This window comes from Streptomyces ureilyticus, assembly GCF_011045025.1.
GTDB lineage: Bacteria > Actinomycetota > Actinomycetes > Streptomycetales > Streptomycetaceae > Streptomyces > Streptomyces ureilyticus.
Map to the genome: position 1 here is coordinate 12,235 of NZ_JAAKZX010000081.1, position 17,607 is coordinate 29,841.

4 protein-coding genes are annotated in these 17,607 nt (G+C 67.6%); all 4 read right to left on the reverse strand.

All coding sequences use genetic code 11. The features are described from left to right. Positions 1 to 46: 46 nt before the first annotated feature. From G6048_RS24115 to G6048_RS24130, 4 genes are read right to left on the reverse strand one after another with little or no spacing between them, the layout of a single operon-like run. Positions 47 to 2,353 (reverse strand): UvrD-helicase domain-containing protein, encoded by a 2,307-nt coding sequence (locus tag G6048_RS24115; protein ID WP_165341682.1) that lies wholly within the window; start codon positions 2,351 to 2,353, stop codon positions 47 to 49. Continuing rightward, the gene (locus G6048_RS24120; RefSeq protein WP_165341683.1) at positions 2,350 to 9,096 is read right to left on the reverse strand and encodes a DEAD/DEAH box helicase; all 6,747 of its coding nucleotides are present in this window, start codon (positions 9,094 to 9,096) and stop codon (positions 2,350 to 2,352) included. Before G6048_RS24120 ends, G6048_RS24115 begins: the two co-directional genes overlap by 4 nt. Beyond that, positions 9,093 to 14,441: a hypothetical protein gene (locus G6048_RS24125; protein WP_165341684.1), complete on the reverse strand. Its 5,349-nt coding sequence runs from the start codon at positions 14,439 to 14,441 to the stop codon at positions 9,093 to 9,095. The genes G6048_RS24120 and G6048_RS24125 overlap by 4 nt, the downstream gene beginning before the upstream one ends. Next, positions 14,438 to 17,518: a DEAD/DEAH box helicase gene (locus tag G6048_RS24130; RefSeq protein ID WP_328826826.1), complete on the reverse strand. Its 3,081-nt coding sequence runs from the start codon at positions 17,516 to 17,518 to the stop codon at positions 14,438 to 14,440. The genes G6048_RS24125 and G6048_RS24130 overlap by 4 nt, the downstream gene beginning before the upstream one ends. Between the last annotated feature and the right edge of the window lie 89 nt (positions 17,519 to 17,607).

The following is a 17,607-nucleotide window of genomic DNA, read 5'->3' on the forward strand; positions in this document are numbered from 1 at the left end:
GTGCCGTGCGCCATCCGAGGCGTACGGCACCGGAGCGCAGGGCTGCTCAGATCGGCAGGTAGGGGCTGGGCTTGTCGTGCCAGCTGATGGTCAGGGCGTCGCGGGCGCGGGTCGTGGCGACGAACAGCAGGGAGCGGGCTTTGCGCTGCTCGCGTTCGTAGCGGGGCGGGTCTTCGGTGCGGTAGCGCTCGATGACGCTGGTGCGCGGGATGATGCCGTCGCTGGCGCCGACGATGGCGAGGCGCTGGTATTCGAGGCCCTTGAAGCGGTGCATGGTGCCGACGTGGACTTCGCCGTCGCCCTTGGGGCCGTCCTTGGTGAGTTCTGCGCAGGTGATGCCGGCCTTGGTGGCCAGGTAGTACATGGCCTGGCTGACCATGTCGCGGTCGGCGACGCAGACGGCGATGCGGCCGCTCGGGTCGAGGGGGGCGCCGTGGTCGTCGGTGGACAGTTCCTCGCGCCAGGTGCTCAGGGTGGTGGCGAGTCCGGCGAGTTCGTCGTTCCAGGTGTCGTACCGCTGGAAGTCGGGCTTGGGACCGTGGAGGACGGAACGGTATCCGGCGAGCGTGTCGGTGCCGTCGTCGAGGTCGTCGTACGTGACCTTCAGGTTCTTGTTCTTGGGGTCGACGACGCGGAGGGCCTCGGCGAGGATCTCCTTCGTGGTGCGGTAGCTGAGGGTCAGCCGTGCGGCGCGGCCGCGGATGTTGATGCCCAGAGCCCCGAGGGCGACCTGGTGGTCGTAGATGCGCTGGTGGGTGTCGCCCGCGACGAACAGGTCGTTGGGCTGGTCGGGGTCGGCCATGGCGCGCAGCATCTTCCAGTGCGCGGGGCGCAGGTCCTGGGCCTCGTCGACGACGATGTGCCGGTAGCGGTAGCCGAGATAGCGCATGCCGGAGCTGTCGTCGCGGTGGATGAGGTCCTTGCCGCCGATCTCGTCCTTGTACTCGCGGCGGGCCCTGATCTTCGCGGCGCGTTCGATCTCGAAGCGGGCGGCGCGTTCGGCGGCCTGGCCCCAGGTTTCAACGCCGAGCTTGTCGAGGCGGGCGGTGAACTGCTCGATGAGCTTCCAGATGTGGTTGCGCTCGGGGCGGGTCAGCGCGCGGCCCCGGCCGGCGCGGCGGGCCTTGAAGTAGTCGGAGCGGGTGGGGACCGACTGGCCGAGGATGACCTGCTCCCATTCCTCGAGGAGGAACTCCGGCTCGAAGCGTGGGTCGTCGAGTTCGGCCAGCAGCTGGCGCATCTCGTTCAGGGCCACGTGGTCGTAGACGCGCTGCTTTCCGCGTCCGGGTGCGGTGTTCTCGCCCAGGACGCGGGCGGCGAGCTGGTCGATGTGGGCGATGTCGACGCGGGCCAGCAGGTCCGGTTCGACGAGGGAGGCGAGCCGCAGGCGCAGGTCGGTGGTGAGGTTCTTGGTGAAGGTGGTCAGCAGGATCGGCTTGTTGTGGCCGGGGGGCAGTTGCTCGGCGAGGTGTTTGACGCGGTGCAGGGCGACGATCGTCTTGCCGGTGCCGGGGCCGCCGGAGACGCGGGCGGGGCCGTTGTAGTGGCGGTGGACGATGCGTTCCTGGGTGGGGTGGAGGAAGACCTTCCAGGCGCGGAAGTCGCCCTCCTCGATGACGGCGCGCACGGCGTCGTCGACCGTGGTGACCTTCGTGCGGGAGAGCGCCGTGGCGAAGTCGTCGGGATCGGGCTTCTGGTCGAGCTCGACGGGTGCGGTGATCTCCCGGCGTACCTCGTCGATGTCCATCCCGGCGGCCAGGCCGTACAGGATGTCCTTCGACAACAGGGGGGCGCCCTCGACGAGTTGGTCGAGTTCGGCGCTGGTGGTCACCGTGAGGGCCAGCTCGATCAGCTGCTCGGCGACGCCGAGCCCCCGCAGTTGCCCGGCGTCGTACGCGGCCAGCAGCGCCGGCGCCGAAGGCTCGGGTTCGGGGACAGTCTCGGGCTCAGGGGCCTGCTCCTCCGGTTCGGCCGGGGTGAGCGTGATGCCGACCCTGCGCAGGGCGCTGTCGCCGACGACGGCGAGGTCGACGAACTCGATCTCGCCGGTGACGCGGTTGACGGCGACCTGCAGCTCTTCGTAGACGTCCTTGCGGTGCCGGACGGCGATGACCAGCCAGTTCTCGGCGCCGTCCGCGTCGACCCCGGTGGGGGTGAGCAGGGCCCGGTAGTCCTGGTTGACGCGGGCGGACCAGATACGGGAGTCGCCCTTGAGCTTCTTCTTCCTGAGCCCCGGGAGATCGGGGTTGTTCCGGAAGTTGTGGCAGAAGTCGTAGAACTGGGCCTTGACCGAGCGGTCGAGCTTGTACAGCTCCTGTTCGGCTTTGCGGTACAGGCTGAGCCGGGCGGTCATCGGGGCGCGCCTTCTTCCGTGTCGGGGAGCTGGTCGAGCAGTTCGTCGAGGTGGGCGAGCCATTCGGCGGCGGTACGCACCGTCCAGCCGTCCTCGGCGTACGCGGCGTCGCGGCGCTGGGCCTCGGCGTCGTCGGCGCCCTGGTGGGCGGAGACAACGGCGATCTTGAGGGCGGAGGTGTGCCAGGCGAAGTCGGCCTGCCAGCGGCTGGTGCCCAGTTCGTAGCCGAAGACGGGTGCCTGTTTGCCGCGGTCGGCCAGCGTCTCGGCGAGGCGGAGCAAGTCTGGTGCCTCGTCGGCGTCTTCGCGCAGGATCTCCAGGATGTCCGCGTCCCAGACCGTGTCGCGGAGCGCCTGGGCGACGGCGGCCTCGGCGGCCGAGTCGTGCCCGGGTTCCGGATCGACGGGCGTGACCGTGGTCGCGGGCGTCTCGGGCACGACGGGTGCGGGGGCGCCGATGAGTGAGTCGAGTTCGCCGAGCCCGCCGCAGACCGCGAGGACCTCGACCTCGAAGTCGGCGGCCTTGCTGGTGGCGAGCTGGACGCCGTCACCGCCGGCCAGGGACAGGAACTGGGTGAGGTTGGTCCAGTACAGCCAGGACCGCCAGCGCTCCTTGTGCTCGTCCGTGTCCAGCACGGCCTCGGAGTCGTCGAGCACGGCGAGCGCGGTCCACTTCAGGGCCTCGGGATCGGCGGCGTCCAGGGCGAACACGAGCGGCAGCCCGGTCTCGTCCTGCGTACGGAACACGTGGACGGGGCCGATGCCGGCGGCATCGGCCACGACGGGCTTGTCGTGGCGTTCGGCGGCGGAGAAGGTGGCCAGCTGGCCGCGCAGGGCCGCCACCAGTTCGCTGCGGCGCCCGGTCGAGGTGACCGGGGCCGTGCCCGGCTGGGCGGTCAGCCCGGTGACCAGGGCGCGGGCCCGGCGGGCCCAGCGGTCGGCATCCGGTTCACGCAGGTAGGCGATCAGGGTGTTGATGGGGTTGGCGAAGACGGCGTCGGCGAAGTGGGCGCGCTGGCCGCCGTACTGCTCGTAGGCGGTCTTGGCCTGTTCCTGCGCCGTGGCCCGGTACGGCGGCCATACCGGTTGCGTACGGGTGGGGCGCTTTTCGAAGAGGTCGATGTCCGCCCAGGTGATCTGGAAGACGATCTCTCCGTCGGCGCGCAGGAGGGTGCGTTTCGCCGCGTCGGTGGCGATCTGGTTGTGCTCGCGGCTGGCGTGGAAGCGGAAGCCTTCGAGGTAGACCTTGACGCTCTGGGCCGGGCCGTCGATGCGGGTGAAGGTGAAGTCGGTGACGGTGCCTCTAAGTTGCTGCTGCGCGGTCAGCCGCCAGTGCATGACCCCGGGGCCGTCGGTGAACCGCAGATGCCCACTGGCGTGGCCGTCCTCGTCGAGGGAGGCGTCGTCGGTGACCTTCACCCAGTCGCGCAGGGCGGCCAGGAAGCGGGCTTCCAGGTCGGATTCGACCTGGGCGTCCAGGCCGACCAGTCCGGTGTGGTCGACCTCGCTCCACTCCCAGCCGTCCGAGCCGTCCTGCTTGAACAGCAGGGACTCCAGCATGGTCAGCGCGGCCTGGCGCGAGACGATGTCCTGGAAGGGCTCCGGGGTGTAGCGGTGCAGGCAGCGGTGGCAGGCCCGGCGCTGTTCCTCGGCGCACGGGCACTCCTTGAGCATCTCGTACGCCGCGGCCAGGGTGTCGCGGAAGGCGATCGGGTCGGTGAGCCGGTCCAGGTAGCCGGTGCCGCCGGGCAGCGAGTCGAAGAGCACCAGGAACCAGCGGCGCTCTCCGCTCTCGTTGTCCGGCATGGAGGCGACGGTGGTGGCCAGGTGCTGCGGGTCGCCGCCGAAGTGCAGGTCCACGCCGAGGCGCAGGGCGGCCCGGAAGGAGTGCACCTTGGCGTCGACGTCGGCGGTGGCGGCGGGGATGAGGACCCGCAGCGCTTCGGTCTCCAACTTGTGGGCGAGCAGGACCGGTTCCTGCCGGACGCCGTCCTTCTTGCCGCGCCGCAGCGGGCACCACGGGCGGTGGTGCTTGAGTGCTCCGCTGCGGGCGGCGAGGGAGTCGAGCGCGTCGGTGTCGTGGTCGAAGACCGGCTGGCCGTCCGCGGTGGCCGCGCCGCAGGCCGTGCACACGTGGAACGGGTTCAGGCGCACCCGGTGGCCGGCGAAGTCGTCGCGGTTCGGGGCGTCGTAGCGGACCGGTCCGACGTTGATCCGGCGGATCATCGCCTTGCGGCAGTAGTCGACGCCGAACGTCTGGCTGGCGTGCCGCCAGGAGCCCGGCTCGATGTCCTCCACCGGGATGTCGACCGCGTCCACGACCGTGTAGAAGCGGCGGTCCCGGTCGTCCTTGTCGTCGCGGATCTGGGCGTCTTCCCGCTTGTCCCGCGAGGTCACGGTCGCCGGTTCGACGATCTGGAACAGGCAGGAGCCGTCGTCCGCGATATGGCTGGTCTTGCAGCGCGGGCACGGCGACCGGTCCTCGGCGGCGTCCTCGGTACGCACATACCCGCAGCCCGGGCACACCCGCCAGGTACGCCACTCCTGTCGGCCGCCGGTGGCGATCTCCAGGCCGGTGATCTGATGCTTGTGTCCGTTGACGTAGAAGGTGTTGCCCGGGGCCATCTCCTCCAGGGCGATACGCCGCGGCCTCTCGTAGGAGTCGGTGGTGGAGGTGTACCTCACCTGCCCCGTTTTGGCGTCCACCCCGTCCTCGCCGTACAGCGTCGCCGACAGGATGGTCGTGGAGTCGATCAGCGCGTAGTTGGGCAGCAGCCCCAGGTCACACAGCGCGGTCTGGGCCGAGGTCTCGCCCAGGTTCATCAGGCGGCGGCCGACTCCGCGCCGTTCGGCGTCCAGTTCGGCCTTCTGCCGGGCCTGGTCCGGATCGGAGTCGTGCAGGTCCTCGTGGGCCTCGTCGATCTCACGCAGCCGGGCCCGCAGCGCCTGCTGGCCACCGAACCACTCCCGTTCGGCCTCCTCGACCTTGGCGCGCAGGTCGTGGGTGGCGTAGGCGCGCAGATCGGCCTTGGCCTGGTCGTTGACACCCGTGGGGAACAGTTCCAGGAAACCGTCGGCCAGCTCCTCGCCCTGGGCGATGGCCAGCTCCACCAGGTCGACCAGGTAGCCCGACGGCCCGAACAGACGGGGCGCCTTGTGCGGCAGCGCCCGCAGCACGATGCCGTCCGCGCGCACCAGCCGTCCGGCGGCCGCGAGGTCCAGCAGGTGCGCCAGGTACTGGCGGCGCAGGATCTCGATGGCCGACAGATGGCAGCCCGGGGGCACGATCGTGCCCGCGATCAGATCCTTGGGCCGCTCCAGGAAGTACAGGTCGCGGCGCCGCCGGTCGGGGATGGTCAGCAAGAACGCATTGCCCGTGCGGCGTCCCGCCCGGCCGACCTGCTGGGCGTAGCTGGCAGGCCGGCGCGGCAGCGCGGCCAGCACGACCGCCGACAGGTCGCCGATGTCGATGCCCATCTCCAGCGTCGGGGTGCACGACAGGACGTTGGGGTCCTTGAAGCCCTCGCGGCGCTTGAAGGCTTTTTCCACGTTCTCGCGTTCCGGACGGGTGAGCATCCCGGTGTGCTCGGCGGTGACCACCTGATAGGTGCCCGCCTTGCGGTACAGACGCCGGTAGTAGTCGTCGGTGTAGTCGCGGTCCCGGTGGTGCACGCCCAAGCCCTCGGGCCGGTCGCCGGCCACCAGGCGGCCGTTGCGGCAGCGGTAGGAGGGGCACGGCTGCTCGTGCCACTGGTCGAGCAGGGACGGGTGGACCGTCTGCTCCCAGAAACACACCGGGCAGCGCACGTAGGCGTGCCGTACCTGCTCGTCGTCCAGCAGCTGCGCCTCGATGTTGCCCGGCTTCAGCCCGTACACCCGCACCGAGGTGTCACCCGGGGTACGCACCGACAGCAGGCCGAGCGAGGCCAGCTCCGGCAGCAGCCGGCTCCACAACTCCGGCGCCATCTCGCGCGGGAGACCCAGGCAGCGCCCGGCCCACCGCTCGTACCAGGACAGCCGGCCGGTGGCGAAGTCGAACTCGCTGCCGTTCTTGGGCCCGCTGAGCAGGAACACCGGGGCCGCGACGCGCTGGGGGAAGGCCCGCATGCCCGGCGCCCGTTTGCCCCAGATGAAGTAGCGGCTGGTGCCGGCCTCGTCCACGTACTTGCTCAGCCACTTGTGGGCCACCGCACCCCGGGTGCGCAGCCGCTCCAGGAAGATCCGCACGAACGCCAGATAGCGTGCGTCGTCCTGAGCGATCAGCGGGACGCCGTCGCGCACGCACTCCTCGTGGATCCGTTTGACCAGGGCCACGACGGCCGCCGCATCGTCGATACGGACCTGCGCGGCAGCGGTCCGGGTCAGCTCCAGGGTGCGGCCGTTGCGCGAGCGGAAACCGAACTCCATCAGCGCCTCGAACGCCAGCCGCTGCCCGATCAGACGCCACGTCGGCAGACTCCCGCCGCGCCCCTGGCCGGACAGCAGCCGGTCAACTCCCTTGTAACCGTGCAGATCCGGCGGCACCACCGCGGCCAGCGTGTCCTTGTCCGTGGTGGCCTCGACCACGCCCGCGATCAGGTCGTTCAGGGGTGTCGGCTCGTCGTACCGGAGGTGCTTGGCCAGCAGGGCGCGCAGCGAGAAGGTGTACGAACGGTTCGCGACGAACCCGGCCCGGTGCGCGGCATCCTGCACCGAGTCGGTGAACATCAGCGTCTTGTCCTCGTGCAGCTTCTTGTCGAGCTCTCCGCCCGTGAACAGCTGCGTGATCGACGCCGCGGCCATCGCCGCCGATCCGGTGCCCAGGTAGCGGATGGCGTTGCGCTCTCCGCATGCCGGGCACCAGTCCTCCCTGGCCGCCGTGTTCGCCACCGTGCCACCGAAGTTGACCAGCACGAACGCCGAGTCGCGGGCCGTCAGCCGCGGCTCCTTGGTGTCCTTGTCGTAGTCGTTGAGCGGATCGGGCAGCCGCAGCCGCTTGCGCGCGCCGTCCAGCACCATCAGCAAACCGCCCGAGCCCTGCGATGCCGAGGCAGCACTGGTACCCCTGCCGCCGGCCGTCATCGGCGCCGCCCCGGAGCCCTCTCGCGCCTCCCGTTCGGTCGCGGCTATCAGATTCCGTACCCGCGCCTTGTCCTGGCCCAGGGAGGCGCGACGGATCTTGAAGGTGTCGAACTGGACGTCATGGTCATCGCTCTCCGGCGAGAACACCGCCCAGCCCGAGCGCCCGCAGTCCCGGCAGTAGATGGCCGGCAGGAACAGGTTGGCGCTCTGTCCGGACGTCGCGGTCGTCACCGGCGCGGTACGGCCGCTGTCCGTGGCGCTCGCGTCCGCCATGCCCGCCGCGTCCCAGCGGAACTCCGCCTTCGGCCACGGCAGCACGCCACGCAGCAGCCGGGACACGGACCGGGCCCACTGGTGCACCTCGACGTGCACGAACGGGCGCGGCTCCCCGGGCGGCGACTGGGGGTCGCGCGCGTACGACAGCAGCGCCACGAACCGGGCCAGCGCCTCGGCCGCCTTCTCCGGCTGCCGGGCCACCGCCTCCGCCCAACCGGCCGCGCCAGCCCGCCACATGACGTCCAGCACCTCGTCGCCGGTCTTCACCTCACCGTCCAGCGCCTGCATCACCGCCCGGGTGAACAGATGCCGTTTCAGGTTCTCGCCCAGCAGGAACGGATCCGGATCGCGGACCGTGGTCACCGCGTTGATGAGATCGAGCATCGCCTCCGCGCCGGAAGCGGGATCGGGCAGAGCCAGCAGCTCATCCGGGGTCGGCAGCCCCTGCATCTTCACGTCCGTCAGCGGGATGAACTCCTCCACCGACAGCCGGTTCTCCCCGACGATGGACTCCGCCGTGAACTGAGTACCGAAGACGTCGCTCGCCACCTCCAGCAGGCGCGTCACCCCGTCCTCGTCCGTTCCCGACGCGAGCGTCGCCGACGTCGCCACCGGGCAGATACGCCCCAGCGGGCGCCCCTTCTCGGACATGCCGACCGCGGACGCGAGCCGTCGCAGCAGCATCGCCACATCGGTGCCCTGCGCACCGTCGTACGTGTGGAACTCGTCCACCACCACGTACCGGATGTCCGCCTCCCGCCACAGCGGGGCGTCGTCCTCGCGCTGCAGCAGCAGGTCCAGCATCTTGTAGTTGGTGATCAGGATGTCCGGCGGCGACAGCTGCATGTCCGAACGCCGCGTACGCACCTTCTCGTACTGCGTCGCCGCCCGGTCCCCGATGTACAGCCCCGCCCAGAGCTTGCCGAGCGCCTCGTCGTTCTGCGTGAGCAGGTCGTTGATGCGCTGCGCCTGGTCGGTGGCGAGCGCGTTCATCGGGTACAGGAACAGCGCTTTGATGCCGGTCTTCCCCGCCTCCCGCTCTCGGCGGCAGTGATCGAGCACCGGGTAGAGGAACGATTCCGTCTTGCCCGAGCCCGTCCCCGTGGTGACGAGGGTCGGCTGTGGCGTGTGCCCGTTCGCGGACGTCAGCCGCTCGAACGCGACTGCCTGGTGCGCGTACGGCGTGAACCCCTCGCGCTGCCACTCCAGGTGCTTGCGCCACTCGTCGCCTGCAGTGGTGAAGGGGGTCCGGATCCGCAGGTACGGCCCGCGGAACATCCCCGTCGTCTCGTCCCCCAGGAAGCGGTGCAGCGCCTCGCGTGCCCCCTCGTCCGTCAACGCGTACGTCGTCGACAGGTACTGCAGCAGGCTCTCCTTGAGCCCCCGCGCCTCCAGCGTCGGCCTCACGGCTTCGGCACCTCCTGCTTGACCGGGTCCCACTCACCGCGCGCGATCGCATCGTCGAGCCGCTTCTGGAAGACGGCGTGCGCTTCGCGCATCTCCGCCTCGCGGTCCGCCTTGTAGAAGGGCGGAGTAAAACCGTCTGGGGGCGGAACGCTTTCCGGAGCCGCAAGGTGCGCTCTAAGTTGCGAGAAGGTCTGAGTTTCCTGCCGCCGTCCCCAAATAATTCGGTCAGCCGAGATTCTGTTCCCAGAGGCATCAAAATACATGGCATCCTCATATTTTGAGAGCGTGCCATACCGGGATTTATAAATGGCCGCGAGTGAATCTGGGCTCATCCCAAGCCATACCGCAACAAGGGCATCCATCTCAACCAGAGCTGCACGCCTGTCTTGCTCGGTTCGCAATGGAGAATTCCAGCCCCATTCTGGAGAATTTGGCGAAAGCTGCTGGCGCGTCGACCACTGTACGGCCCATTCTTCCCGCTCCCATTCCAGGGAGTACAGGTCCTGCCAAATCTTCCGGTACGCCTCGCTAAGGCAGTTCATCCGCATGGTGCGAACCAGCAGTGGGAGAGCAAGGGGATGACGCTCATCAGGGACTGGCATGATCTTTGCCTCGGCGTTCCCCATATGATCCCGCCCGGTTACTCGTAGCAGATAGTCTAGTGGCAGTGTTGACCAAAACCCTGCTGTCAGAGTTGTCAGCTCGTCCGAAGGTGCAGAAGCGCTGCGAACAGCATGAATGTGGGCAGGGCCAGGCGGCATCAGGGTAACAAATAGGCTGCGTTCATTATCAGCCTTCGTCATTTCCCGCCAGAACACCCGATAGAATGCCGTATACGGCAAATTTTCACCACGAGAGTCCACCCATTCCTCTTGCCGGGAAACGTAGGAGGAAACATCACAGGCTCGCGCAAATTCAGTCGAGTATCGAGGCGACTCACTCAGACTGGTCAGGTCTACTGGTCGGTCGAAGTTTCCAGTTTCGGGTTCCTGTTTCGCAAACGGTGTCGCGATAGAGAAATTTGGCCCCTTAATTACTACTTTAGAAAGCGAGTCACGGAAGCCGGGGCTCTTGGCAATGGTCCTGTTCCTCTGCGCCCCGGACTCATCAAAACCTCGGGCGATTTGGAACCCCGCGCCTCCCAGCCTTCTGGGTGAAAGCGCCAGTGCCCTCACGGCAGATTCTTCTGCGGTCGTTACGGGGTGGAGCAAAGGCGTCTCCAGGACCGGATCCGCCCCTTTCTCCAAGAGGGACTGCCAGATCGAGAGCTGATCAATGTCGACCCAAACTAGTCGTGATCGGTGCGCCCTCAGGTCCCAATCCCTCTTATTTTTGATTCCAGGCAGTGGGCCGGACCCGTCATGGGAGAACGAATCAGAGAAAGTCGCGGCAGAATAGAGCTTACTGGCATGGAAAAAGCCAACCTGCCGAGGCTGTCCGTATACGCTGACTGAGAATTCTTTCTTGCGTCCAACGGGAGGAGCGAAAGCCCAATTGGCGACGTTGACAAAGCTTCCGTGTACGCGTAGGCGCTTGTATGATTCGGGACGAAGCCTCTTTCCGTTGGGGCTATTTAGATGCTCATCCGGATGAATGAATCCGATAATCCCATTTTGGTTCGCGTTGTGCCACGTCCTGATCATGAAACCTTGATAAAAGTCTGGCTGGCCTCCAGCCAATAGTTCATACGTGACAGACGACCCGAGGAAACTAGTGATTGCGGAGACTTGTGCTCGTTCGGATAGATATTTCTTCGCGATGCTTGGGTTGCTTAGCAGGGCGCTCTGTCGCCTATCCCGTTCGTCAGATGTTCCGGAATCGGCGACGACCAGCCAAGGGTCGAACTCGCCCAAGATGGATGTTTCCGACCATTCCAACCTCACCCATGGCGGGTTGCCCACCTGGAGATCAAATCCGCCTCCCTTTGTGAAAACCCGAGCAAATTCTAGCTCCCAGTGCAGGAAGCCCTGTTCCTTGGTAATGTCCCGCACTTCGCGGAGCCAGGGGAACCGGTCCTCTGGGTTGCCGACATCCATGCCCATAAAGCCGGGGAGGGTCTCTTCGAAGCCCTTCAGTTCCTCGAGTCTCTCGAAACTGTCGATTAGGGTGTTGCCGTCGGGCACGTCGGCTCTGCCCAGCATGGCCTCCAGGAACTCCAGCCAGTCGTCGAGGTCCTTGAGCGGGACGACCCGTCGCCGTTCCGGCTCCTGCGATTTCGCCACAACCTTCCTCGCTCTCGTCGCCCCAACCTTCTGTAGTTCCACGATCCCTTCGTCATTCGAGGTTAGTTCCAGGCCCTCAAAGCTGGTCTGCTGAGGGCCTAGTGCGAACAGTGCCGTCGTCTCAACGAATTGTGGTGCGGGCGTCGGCTTCGCAACGGGCTGGGGATCGGGAGCGACATCCTGGTTGTCGGGCTGTTCTCCGATCAGCAGCATCCCTCCGAGCACCTCGCTGAGGCCGTCTGCGTCGTTGACCGCGGCGGGTGCCACGTACTCGCTGTTGGTGCCGTCCAACAGCCCGGCCTTGTCGACCGGCCAGAACCACAGGGCGCACCAGGCGTCCATGACGGTCTTCAGCCGCCAGTACGGGGTATCGACGGCGTTGAAGAGGTCTTCCAGTACCTTCTCCTTGGGCACTGCCTGGTCGGGGTGCTGAAGAAAGGCGTACTCAGGGTCAGTTGGATCGGCCTGCCATACATGAATGCGGCGGGCGATCTCCCGTTCGGAAAGTTCCATGCGCTTGACGACGGCCGACCAGAGGAACTCGACGCGTCGGGCGACGTCCCGCAGCCGTGTGAACTGCGAGCGGGTTTCCTGCTTTGGCTGCTTGGTCTTGGGGTTGAGCTTGGGGCTGCCGTCCTTGTTTAGGTGCGCGGTGCTGCGCTGCGGGCGCTGGAGGATGCCCCTCTTCCAGGCGGCGAGCTGTTCCGCGCCTTCTTTGGCGAGTTCCTTGGCTTCTTTCGAGGCCGTGACCGCGGCCCAGCCCGGGCATGGAAGGACAAACTGGTGGATCGCGTTTTCAGGCAGTGGCTGCGGCTCGCCGTCCTTAAGGAAGGGCAGCGGGGTCGGCGCGAGGGCGCCCTTGGCCTTCAGCCATGCCTTGTCCTTGCTCGCGACGTCGTCGCCTGCGTAGACCCCGCGCCTGGCGCCGATGAGGGAGTTGCCGCGGCGCAGGTGGAGGCCGAACCAGGGGGCTTGCATGCCGGGATGCATGGTGTTGAGCCACAGAGAGACCTCGGCCAGTTCGACGCCGGTGGCGTTGAGGTCGACGCCGTAGGCGTTGTGCAGAGCGATGTACGCCTTGACCTTCTGCTTCTCGGTGATCGCGTCGGCTGTGGGGATGGTGATGCCGAGTTCTTCCTGGCGGCGGCGCAGGTATTCGTCAGCGACTTGGTTGATGGCTTCGTTGAGGAATGCGCCGGAGCCGAGAGCCGGCTCGCAGATCTTGTACTTCAGCAGTTCCGAGGCCCGGGTCTTGATCACGTTGCCGCTCTCGTCCCGCCCCTGGTCGAGACGATGCTTGAGAGCGAGTTCGACGGTAACCTTGGTCAGCGACTCGGGGGTGTAGTACGAGGCCGAGGTCTCCCGGTCGCGGCCGGCGAGCCGGTAGACGAAGGAGCCTTTGTCGTACTTCTTGACGCCGCGCAGCCCCTTGCGGGCGTCGGCCTCCCCGTACTGGACGAGGGTCTTGTCGGGGTACTGGTCCTGCTTGTGCGAGGGGATGAGCCAGGAGCCCTGCTCCGGGTCGCCGCCCCGGGCCACCTCGCACAGTTCCTCTTCGGCGATGATGCCGGTGTAGGACATCAACCCCTCGTAGACGGCGCCGAGTTGGTTGATGCCGAGGTTGCGGTAGGAGATGAAGCCGCCGCGTTCGCCGCGCTTGCCCTTCTTCATGGTGAGCAGCCGCAGCACCTCGTGAAGGGCCTCGTTGCGCAGGCATAGGTCGAGCCAGCGGGGGTCGTTGTCCTCGTCGCTGCGCGGGTCCAGGACGCCGGTGCCGATGAGGCGGATGGCGGTCGGCTCGAAGAGTTCGCTGCGCAGGGCCTCGAAGCGCAGGCCGCGGTCCTCGCTGCGGCGGGCCGCTTTGGCCTTGCGGGTCTCCTCGTCGTCGCCGGTCTGGTCGTCGTCGGGCTCGGTGCCGTACGGACGGTGGCCGAAGTTGACCTTGTTGAACAGGACGTCGAGGGACTGGAAGAGGTGGAAGCCGTTCTTGGCCTCCTCTTCGACGAGTTCCTCGTCGCGTTCGACGAGTTCGCGCAGGCGGGCCATGGAGTAGCCGGCCTCGTACGACCCGTCGTCGGCGGGGAGGATGCCGAGTTCGGGGCGGGCCTCCGCGTACAGCAGGAACAGGACGCGGTAGAGGTAGCGCAGCGCTTCGCGGGTGAGTTCGCGCGCGAAGGGGATCTTGGGGCTTTCGATGTCGGCCGGGGTGACGTCGTTCTTTGGCTCCGCCATCCGGTGCAGGACTTCGTTGGCGATGATCTCGACCGAGCGCTGCAGGCCGTAGCGCAGTTCGCTGGAGACGCCGGCCGCGTTGTCACCGGAGGACTTGAGCAGGGCGTCGATCGCGCGGCTGGTGTCGTTCTCGCCGGGCCGGAGCATGTCCAGGCTGAACAGGGCGGCGATGGTGGCGAGTTCGCCCAGCTGGGCGCGGTCGTTGCGTTCTAGGGCGGCGTCAAGGTTGGCCGCGAGGTAGCGGCCCTCGTTCCAGGCGTGGCGGTCGGCGAGCAGGATCACGCCGCCGCACAGCAGCAGCACGAAGCGGGGGTGCGGGCCGCCGGCTTCGCCGAGTTCGCTCTGGAAGAGCCAGGAGGCCAGGGCCGCGCCCGTCTCGTACGACTCGCTCGCGCTGACCCGCAGGGGCGACAGAAGCCGTCCGGCACGGTCGGGGTTGAGAGCGTCGTCGTTGTCGGCGGACCAGCCGCAGTCGAGGGCGATGATGCCGTGGCCGTGATAGGCGACGGGCAACGTGTGGTCGCGGCCGGCGCGGTGCACCGTGAGCTCGGCCGAGGAGGTGCCGTAGCCGAGGGCCCGCAGGACCATCTGGTGCCACTCGGCGAGACGCTTGGTCCACTCGGGGTTGCTGTGCGTGTTGAGGCGGGCTTCGGCGTCGGCGTCGGCCTGGGTGGTCTTGGCGAAATAGCCGCGCAGTTCCTCGGCGAGGTAGGGAGTGCGCAGGGTGCGCAGCAGCTCGCGCGGGGTCTTGCGCGGGTCGTTCTCGTCGCCCTCGCGCTGCGCCCAGGTGGCGAACAGGCCCTTCTTGAGGTCGGTGCCGAGCTGGTCGGCGAAGTAGTGCGCGGACAGGTACTCGCCGCGGTTGGTGAAGGAGTCGAAGTCGGTGCTCATCGTTCGGTGCCTCCTTCGGCGGCGGTCTGCGGTTCGAGGACGGCCAGCAGGCGCAGCATCGGTTCACCCGTCGTCTCCAGGGACTTGACCAGCTTCAGCTGCCGCTTGGCCGTACGTTCGAGCTCCGCTTCCTTCGGGCGTGCACTGGCGAAGAGGGCGTCCTGCCGCCAGTCGGTGACCTTCTTGCGGTAGGGAGCAAGGGTCCCTTCGATCTGCTCGCGGTACACGCCTTCAAGGAGGGCGAGTTGACGCTGTGCGGCGTCGATGGCGTCGGGCACCAGCGCACTGAGCCCCGGCAGGTCGCGGGGCGTGGCGCGACCTGGCATGTTCGGGCCGACACCGTAGCTCTCCAGAACGTCGGCGGTCAGCCTCGTGACGTCCGGGCTGTCGGGGAGGCCGGAGACGGCCATCCACTCGACGATGGTGGGCTTGCCCAGCGCGTTGGAGTAGATGCCCTGGACCAGAAAGGTCGGGCTAGCCACGGTGGCGGCGAGCACCGGGGCCTTGTGCCGGCCGATCTCGACGAGCACCTTGTCCGTGAGCCAGTCCAGCACGGGATGGATGTCGGTGACGTACGAGACGTTCGGCCACTGGGACGCGGTGGTCTCCCGGGCCGCCTTCAGGCGCGCGCCGGCCAGGTCCTTGGAAAAGGTGATGCGCATGCGCCCCGGCTCGGTCTTGCGCGGCAGGATCTGCTGCTCGTCCAGGTACGACTTGGGCAGTGCCTTGAGCCGGTACAGCAGGTCCCGCGGGGGCTCGAAGGCAATGGTGCCGTCGTCGTCGCGCCGCAGCGACAGCATGTCCTCGGGGTTGGGACGCGAGATCTGCCGCAGCGCCTCGTCGAAGTAGTCGGCGGTGGACCGGAAGAGCTTCGGCACGACCGCGCGGGCCACTTCGGGGTGTTCGTGGACCGCGCCCACCTGGCCGAGCAGCCCGGACAGGAAGGCGGCCCCGCCCTGCTGGGACTGCTTGATGGACTCCTCGACGGTGCGCCCCGCGATCAGGTCCTGGGTGAGGCGGTTCTCTTCCTCCTTGGCCCGGTACAGGCCGGTCACCGCCTCGGCCGAGCCTTCGATCTTGTGGGCCTCCTCCTCACGCCTGAGGAGCTTCTCGCCCACCAGCCGGTCATCCAGGGTTCGCGGCTGTCCGGTCGTCTCGTCCGTGCGCCACGGGATGTCACTGGTGAGGATCAGCGCGCGGAACTCGGGCCGGTGTTCCTGCCCGTACCGGTCGATACGGCCGTTGCGCTGCTCGATGCGGATCAGGGACCACGGCAGGTCATAGTGGATCAACAGATGGCACTGCTGGTGCAGGTTGACGCCCTCGGAGGCGACATCGCCGGTGAACAGGATGCGCACCGGGTCATCGCGCAGCCCGAACTTCTCGACGATGTCCTGCTGTTCCTGATCCGTGCTGGCCTCGCCGTGCATGACCTGGACGGCTCCGCCGTATCCCAGCCAAGGCTTCTTCTCGTCCGGACTGGTGGTCTGCTTGAAGCCGAGTGCGGCCGGGACGGTCTCCGCCAGCCACTTCAGGGTGGGGATGCTCTCGGAGAACACGACCACCCGGGTGTCCGAGCCCGGGCCGACCTCCAGCTCCCGCAGTTCGTCCAGCAGCGCTGCCCGCTTCGCCGAGTCCTGGTCCTCGATCTGCTCGGCGAAGTGCTGCAGGTCGACCAGGGCATCCCGCTCGACCTTCCGCGCCGCTTCGCGTACCGCCGGGTCCTCCGGCCGCCTCCGCGTCCTCGAGCCGTTCTCGGGCTTGTCGGGCGGCGGGTTGTCGAGGTTTCCGATCCGGGTCTTGATCGTCGCCAGCAGCGCCTTGTGCGAGGACAGGAACGACTTCAGCAACCGGTACGGGACGAGCTGATGCCGGCTCGCCGACGGCGCCGCCGGGTCGGCCGGGATCCAGCGTGTGGCCAGCTCCTGGAAGACCGCGAGCTCCTTCTCGGTGGCCGGAGCGTGCAGGGGCTGGGAGGGGCCGCGGTCCGCCCAGGTCCCCTTGAGGGACTCGCGGACCTCGGCCGAGGTCTTCGTACGCCGGATGTAGAGGTGGCTGAGGTCCTTCACCTCGTACTGGGACGGGTTGGCGATCGCCGCCTCGTCCAGCATCCTGACCAGCTCGGCGAAGGAGGCGGCGTCGCCGTTGTGCGGGGTGGCCGAGGCCAGCACCAGCGCGTCGGTCTTGCGTGCCAGCAGGCGGGCGAGCGCGTTGTTCTTCGTGCCGCGGTTGACGAGGTTGTGGGACTCGTCGATGACGACGGCGTCCCAGTCAGTGTTGTCCAGGTGGTGGGCGTACACGTCGCTCTTCAGGGTGTCCACGGAGATGATCGCGCGCTTGAAGTACGCGAACGGGTTCCGTCCCGCGGGAATCTCCTGCTGCACCCGCTGAATGCCCGTGGAGTCCAACCGCACCAGCGGGATGGCGAACCGGGTCCACAGCTCGCGCTGGAACTGCTCCAGCACGTGCTGTGGTGTCACCACCAGGATCCGTTCGCCGCGCCCCCGCCGAATCAGCTCCGCCAGCAGCACCCCGATCTCCAGGGTCTTACCGAGACCCACCACATCCGCGATCAGGATCCGCGGCTGCGGGTTCTTCATCGACAGCGCCAGCTCCGCCGGGCGCAGCTGGTGGACCTGCTGGTCCATGAGGAAGTTGTCCGCCAGCGCCAGCCCGTGCTCGGTCTGCGGCAGGAACGTCTTCCGCATGATCGCCTCAAGGAACAGACGAGATCTGCGGTGATTCGGAGAATCATCCGCCACCAGCTCGGTCTCGCGCGGGTCCAGCTCCTGAACGACATCCAGCCGGTCGTAGAAGGTGGCGTCGATCCCGCGGACGAACGAGGAGATGCCGGTGACCTCGACCATCCATCCATCACGGTCGGTGGCCCGGCAGTTGCGCACGAGCCACAACTCGTCCCGGATCAGCACCTGAGCGCCCGCCGCGTACCCGCCAGTGTCAGGCGACCGCTCCTCTGACGAGACTTCGTCCGACTCCCGGGCATCCCCCGCCGTATCGCTCTGCCCGCCCACGGCCCCCGCCTCGACCTTCAACGTCCGCTCCGATTCCTCACCCACGGCGCGCCCCGCACCGCTCACCATTCACCCAACGTAAGGACAGCGTCCAAGCCCACCCCATACGCCCGTCCGCCCAGCTTCCCACCAGG

Coding starts and splice junctions, on each gene's coding strand:
- G6048_RS24115 (WP_165341682.1), bottom strand. CDS start 2,353: ATGACCGCCCGGCTCAGCCTGTACCGCAAAGCCGAACAGGAGCTGTAC.
- G6048_RS24125 (WP_165341684.1), bottom strand. CDS start 14,441: ATGAGCACCGACTTCGACTCCTTCACCAACCGCGGCGAGTACCTGTCC.